The sequence below is a fragment of the Arthrobacter sp. MDT2-34-1 genome, assembly GCF_059091365.1.
The window spans coordinates 1-2785 of sequence record NZ_JBNHGO010000018.1; the positions used below are offsets into that span (position 1 = coordinate 1).

Genomic DNA, 2785 nt, shown 5'->3' on the forward strand with positions numbered 1-2785 from the left:
AGCGTTCCGTCCGCATGGCGCTGGACCGGCTCGAGGACTATCCGACCGTGGACGCCGCCTGCAAGGCCCTGGCCCCTAAGCTGAACGTCGGCATCGAGACGCTGCGCAAGTGGGTTGTCCAGGCGCGGATCGACGCCGGGGAGAAGACCGGCCCGACCAGCGACGAGCTGGAGGAGATCCGACGGCTGAAGGCCGAGGTGAGGGACCTGAGGGAGGCCAACGAGATCCGCAAGGCAGCCTCGGTTTTCTTCGCGTCAATGTCATGATCTGAATGTCGGCGGGGTTGGCTCGTTTCTTCGCTGCCCCGTTTGCTGGTGGCTTTTCCGCGATGTGCCGCCCCGCCGGCGCCGATTCCCGGGTTCTCGGCGTGGCCTGGTAGGAGCATGCGCGGCGACCGTGCCTGATTGCGGCGTGCCCGCCGGGTGCCTGGGTGTCGGAGCCACCGCATCAGACAGAAAGGACACTCGCATGATCATTGTTGGTATCGATGCCCACAAGAACTCGCATACGCTCGTCGCGGTCGACGAGGTCGGCAAACGTGTCGGCGTGCTGACCGTCGAGGCCCGCAAGGCCGGCCACCAGCGCCTGGTGGACTGGCTCGACGCGTTCGGAGAGATGACGGTTGCGGTCGAGGACTGCCGCCACCTGACCCGCCGGCTTGAGGCCGACCTGTTGACTGCCGGACAGCGCGTGGTCCGCGTGCACACGCGTCTGATGGCGGGCATGCGACGCGGCGCCCGTGAGCAGGGAAAATCCGACCCGATCGATGCCGAAGCCGTCGCTCGGGTCGCGCTCCGCGAAGACGACCTGCCGGCAGCGGTCCTGGCCGGCCCGTCCAGGGACATCAAGCTGTTCACCGACCACCGGAAGCGGCTCGTTGAATACCGCACCGGTTTGCAGGCCAGGCTGCGGTGGTTCCTGCATGAGCTTGATCCGGAGCTGGCCGTGCCATCCCGCGGGATGCGACGATTCGTGGTGCTCGAGCAGCTTTCACGCGAACTCGCAGGCAAGGCCGGCGCGGTCGCCGAAATCGCCCGCGACATGCTCGCCGACATCCTCGCGCTGACGCATCGGATCAACGCGATCGAACGCCCGCTGGCTAGGATCGTCCGGGTCGAGTATCCGACCTTGTTGTCGATCCCCGGTATGGGCGTGCTCGGCGCGGCGATGCTCGTGGGCGAGACCGCCGGCGTCCGCCGGTTCAGGACCAAGGACGCGTTCGCGCGTTTCAACGGCACCACGCCGATCCCCGTCTGGTCAGGCAACAAGGTCCGCGTCCGGCTATCCCGCGGCGGCAACCGCCGCATCAACACCTCCCTCCACATGGCCGCCGTCACCCAGCAACGCCTCGGCGGCCAGGGCGCCGAGTACTTCACGAAACAGCTCGACACGGGCAAGACCAAGGTCGAAGTGATGCGACTGCTGCGACGTCGTCTTTCCGACCGGGTATTCCAGGCACTCCGCGCCGACGAACGCGCGCACGACGCACACAAAGCTATCGCGACAACTGAGCTGAAAATCGCCGCTTTCCGCGACCGGGCCCCACGCCTACAGGCTGCCGCTTGACATAGGAGCATCCGGGAGCTCGACCCTCGCCGCCGCTGATCTACGCCTTCATCGACTATATGAGGGTCGGCGGCCACGAAGTCGAGCAGATCTGCCACGTACTACGCCCGCCGGTCCCGGCCGGCCTCGGCCCGCAGCCTCCGGGACGCGGAGCTGGCCGGGCAGATCAGGGACATCCACAAGGACAACTACGGTGTCTACGGCGCCCGCAAGATCCATAAGGAGCTGCAGCGCCAGGGCATCGAGGTGGCCCGCTGCACGGTCGAGCGGCTGATGCGCGCCGAGGGCCTGCGCGGGATCTCGCGGGCCAAGGGGCCGCGGACCACGAAACCTGCCGCGGAGACCGGCCGCCCGGCGGATCTGGTCGAGTGTCGGTTCACCGCGGACGCGCCGAACACGCTGTGGGTCGCCGACATCACCTACGTGCGCACCTTCGCCGGCTGGGTGTATGCGGCCTTCGTCATCGATGTGTTTTCCCGCCTGGTCGTCGGCTGGCAGGTCGCCACGAGCCTCTACACGGACCTGGCGCTGGACGCCTTGGAAATGGGTCTCTGGTCCCGCACGAAGGACGGGGCCGACCTGTCGGGCCTGGTCCACCACTCCGACCGCGGGGTCCAGTATCGTGCCGTCCGCTATACCGAGCGGCTGGCCGAAGCCGACGCGGTCGCCTCCGTGGGCTCCCGCGGGGATTCCTACGATAATGCGATGGCCGAGGCCTTCAACTCGCTGTTCAAGGCCGAGCTCGTGCGCAACAAAGGCCCCTGGCGGGACATCGGCCACCTCGAGGTCGCCGTCGCCGAGTACATCGACTGGTTCAACCACCGGCGCCTGCACGGCGAAATCGGCTATGTCCCGCCTGCCGAATACGAGCTGTCCCACATCGGGAAACCAATCCAGGAACTACTCACAAATCCCAGCTAAAAACGTCTCCACAAAACCCGGGGCTTGACAGGTGTCGCAGTTTTTGGTTATGCACCAGCCGGTGAGGGTGCTCATGGTTGGTTGTGCTCCTGTGGTGGGCTCGGGGCGTGCTCATCCCGGGGCTGGGTGTCGGGGTGGTTTGTAGTGAGTTTAAGCCAACGGACTTACCTGGGTGTTCCGGTCTGCCTTTGCGGTTTCTGTCCAGACCACGCGTTCGGCGCGGCGCACCGCCGTGCGGGCCTGGTACAGCAGCGCAGCGGAGAGGGTTCCGCCCGGCAGCAGCATGCCGCTGAGGTCC

The 2785-nt window shown here is 66.7% G+C and carries 2 protein-coding genes and 2 pseudogenes; 3 read left to right on the top strand and 1 reads right to left on the bottom strand.

What is annotated here, in order from left to right; translation table 11 throughout:
• The 3 genes and pseudogenes from AC5RVV_RS17160 to AC5RVV_RS17170 all read left to right on the top strand — a co-directional run.
• Positions 1-266, top strand: a pseudogene (locus AC5RVV_RS17160) (IS3 family transposase); the annotation flags it as partial.
• Between the two features lie 202 nt (positions 267-468).
• The gene (locus AC5RVV_RS17165) at positions 469-1566 is read left to right on the top strand and encodes an IS110 family RNA-guided transposase (RefSeq protein WP_493986689.1); all 1098 of its coding nucleotides are present in this window, start codon (positions 469-471) and stop codon (positions 1564-1566) included.
• Positions 1567-1662: 96 nt separating this feature from the next.
• Positions 1663-2487 (top strand): annotated as a pseudogene (locus AC5RVV_RS17170) (IS3 family transposase); the annotation flags it as partial.
• A gap of 150 nt (positions 2488-2637) precedes the next feature.
• Here AC5RVV_RS17170 and AC5RVV_RS17175 read toward each other — a convergent pair.
• Positions 2638-2772, bottom strand: coding sequence for a cobalamin adenosyltransferase family protein (locus AC5RVV_RS17175; RefSeq protein ID WP_494002577.1), 135 nt, complete (start codon positions 2770-2772; stop codon positions 2638-2640).
• Positions 2773-2785: the final 13 nt, after the last annotated feature.

What these genes read in the sequence shown, in the direction of transcription:
- AC5RVV_RS17165 (WP_493986689.1), top strand. Translation starts at nt 469, where the DNA reads ATGATCATTGTTGGTATCGATGCCCACAAGAACTCGCATACGCTCGTC.
- AC5RVV_RS17175 (WP_494002577.1), bottom strand. Translation starts at nt 2,772, where the DNA reads ATGCTGCTGCCGGGCGGAACCCTCTCCGCTGCGCTGCTGTACCAGGCC.